1 protein-coding gene is annotated in these 2978 nt (G+C 66.2%); it reads left to right on the top strand.

Features of this window, described 5'->3' with window-relative positions; translation table 11 throughout:
* Positions 1-140 precede the first annotated feature (140 nt).
* On the top strand, positions 141-2948 hold the full coding sequence (locus NE2_RS34355; protein WP_063032913.1) for an aconitate hydratase: 2808 nt from the start codon (positions 141-143) through the stop codon (positions 2946-2948).
* Positions 2949-2978: the final 30 nt, after the last annotated feature.

Below are 2978 nucleotides of genomic sequence, written 5' to 3'. Positions count from 1 at the left end.
AGTGAATCAGTAGGCCCGACGCTGCCGGCGCAGCGATGGTGATGCCCGGCAGCCCCTGATCAGGAGGCTCGTCACATGCCGAAATCGCGACACTCGAACAGCACCGAACAGCTCGACGCCGTCGCGGACGGGCAACGATCATGAGCGGCAACAGTTTCGGAGCTCGCGACGTCTGGAAGGTCGAGGGCCGAGAGTTCACCATCTACCGGCTCGACAAAATCGCGACTGCGCACCGGCTGCCCTACAGCCTGAAGGTGCTGCTGGAGAACCTGCTCCGCGGCGAGGACGGACACCGAGTCACCGCCGAACAGGTCCGCGCGCTCGCCGCGTGGGACCCGGACGACGTCGGCGCCACCGACATCGCGTTCACCCCGGCGCGCGTGCTGATGCAGGACTTCACCGGGGTGCCGTGTGTCGTGGACCTGGTCGCGATGCGCGATGCGATGACAGCGCTGGGTGGTGATCCCGGCCGGATCAATCCGCTGATTCCGACCGAGCTGGTGATCGATCATTCGGTGATCGCCGACGTCTTCGCCCGGCCCGACGCCTTCGCGATCAACGCGGAACTCGAATTCACCCGCAACGTCGAGCGCTACCAGCTGCTGCGCTGGGCCCAGCAGGCTTTCCAGGATTTCGCCGTCGTGCCGCCGGACACGGGGATATGCCACCAGGTGAACCTCGAATATCTGGCACGCGTGGTGTTCACCCGCGACGATCCCGACGGTGGACCGCCGCTGGCCTACCCCGACACCTTGGTGGGCACCGACTCGCACACCCCCATGGTCAATGGGCTCGGCGTGCTCGGCTGGGGTGTCGGCGGAATCGAAGCCGAGGCCGCGATGCTCGGGCAGCCGATGAGCATGCTGATTCCACAAGTTCTGGGAATCAAGCTGACCGGCGCGTTGCCGGAGGGCACCACCGCCACCGATCTGGTACTCACCGTCGCCGAGTTGCTGCGCAAAACCGGTGTGGTCGGCAAGTTCGTCGAGTTCTACGGTCCCGGCGTGGCGAATGTGCCCTTGGCCAACCGCGCCACCATCGGCAACATGAGCCCCGAATACGGCTCAACCTGCGCAATCTTCCCGATCGACGCGGTCACCCTGGATTACTTGCGGCTCACCGGCCGCCCCGAACAGCAGATACGACTCGTCGAGGCCTACGCCAAGGAACAAGGGCTGTGGCACGACCCGGACCACGAACCCGGCTACAGCCAGCGCATCGAACTTGATCTGTCGACGGTGGAGCCGTCCATCGCCGGGCCCAAGCGCCCCCAGGACCGTATTCCGTTGGCGCAGGCCCCGCACGCGGTCGCGTCCCTGCTGGACGCCGAACCGTCCGTGGCCGCAGCGGCCGGACTGGACGAGGCCTCGAGTGAGTCGTTCCCGGCCAGCGATCCGATCGCCATCGACCACGACCGAGCCGTCGACGGGCCGAACGCCCCGTGTGATTGCGGGCAGACGCACCAGTGGCCCTCGGCGCAGCAGGCAGTGACCCTCGCCGACGGGACCACGACGACCCTCGATCACGGGCACGTGGTGATCGCCGCGATCACCTCGTGCACCAACACCTCCAACCCGTCGGTGATGATCGGGGCTGCCCTGCTCGCGAAGAAGGCCGTAGAGAAGGGGCTGACCCGCAAACCGTGGGTCAAAACCACCCTCGCACCCGGGTCGCGGGTTGTCACCGACTACTACGCGCGGGCCGGACTCACACCCTACTTGGACGAGCTCGGATTCTCGCTGGTCGGCTACGGGTGCACCACGTGCATCGGCAACTCGGGACCGCTGATTCCGGAGGTCAGTGCCGCCATCGCCGCCGGCGATCTCACGGTGTGCTCGGTGTTGTCGGGCAACCGCAACTTCGAGGGCCGCATCCACCCGGAGACGAAGATGAACTTTCTCGCGTCTCCACCGCTGGTCATCGCGTATGCGCTGGCCGGCACGACGCGCATCAACCTGCTGCGCGACCCGCTGGCAGCAGCGCCCGACGGAACCCCGGTATATCTGCGCGACATCTGGCCCACCACAGCCGAAATCGAGGCAGTCGTCGCCGCCAACCTGCGCTCGCAGATGTTCACCAGCGGCTACGCCGACGTCTACACCGGCGACGAACGCTGGCGGACTCTCGACGTCGCGGCCGGCCAGGTCTTCAACTGGGACGACGAATCGACCTACGTCCGCCGCCCACCTTACTTCGAACACATGACCCGAGACCCCCAACCGGTCGACGACATCACCGGCGCCCGGGTACTGGCATTGCTCGGTGACTCGGTCACCACCGACCACATCTCCCCAGCCGGAGCGATCAAACGCGACGGCCCCGCCGGAACCTACCTGCAGCAGCACGGAGTCGCACCGAAGGACTTCAACTCCTACGGCTCACGCCGCGGCAACCACGAAGTGATGATCCGCGGCACCTTCGCCAACATCCGATTGCGCAACCAACTCGCCCCTGGCACCGAGGGCGGCGTCACCCGCCACCTGCCCGACGGCGAGCAGATGAGCATCTTCGACGCCGCCACCGCCTATGCCGCCGAACAGGTGCCGCTACTGATCCTCGCCGGAACCGAATACGGCTCCGGGTCTTCGCGGGACTGGGCCGCCAAAGGCACACTCCTTTTGGGCGTGCGGGCGGTGCTGGCCGACTCGTTCGAACGAATCCACCGGTCCAATCTGATCGGTATGGGGGTGCTGCCGCTGCAATTTGCCGACGGCCAATCGGTGCAGTCACTCGGATTGACCGGCGAGGAAACATACTCGATCACCGGACTGGCGCAGGCGAAAACCACGGACACCTTTCCACGGCAAGCTGACGTTCGTGCCGTCGACGGCACCGGGCACGCGAAAGAGTTCGCCGCCACTGTGCGGATCGACACCCCTGCCGAAGCCGCCTATTACCGGCACGGCGGGATCCTGCACTACGTGCTACGCCAGTTGCTCACCGACTGAGCCCGCGACAGCGAGGTGTGAACACATGAC

Source organism: Nocardia elegans NBRC 108235 (assembly GCF_001612845.1).
Classification (GTDB): Bacteria; Actinomycetota; Actinomycetes; order Mycobacteriales; family Mycobacteriaceae; genus Nocardia; species Nocardia nova.
Note: the sequence above shows the minus strand (reverse complement) of the source record. Positions and strands in the feature narration are given on the sequence as shown.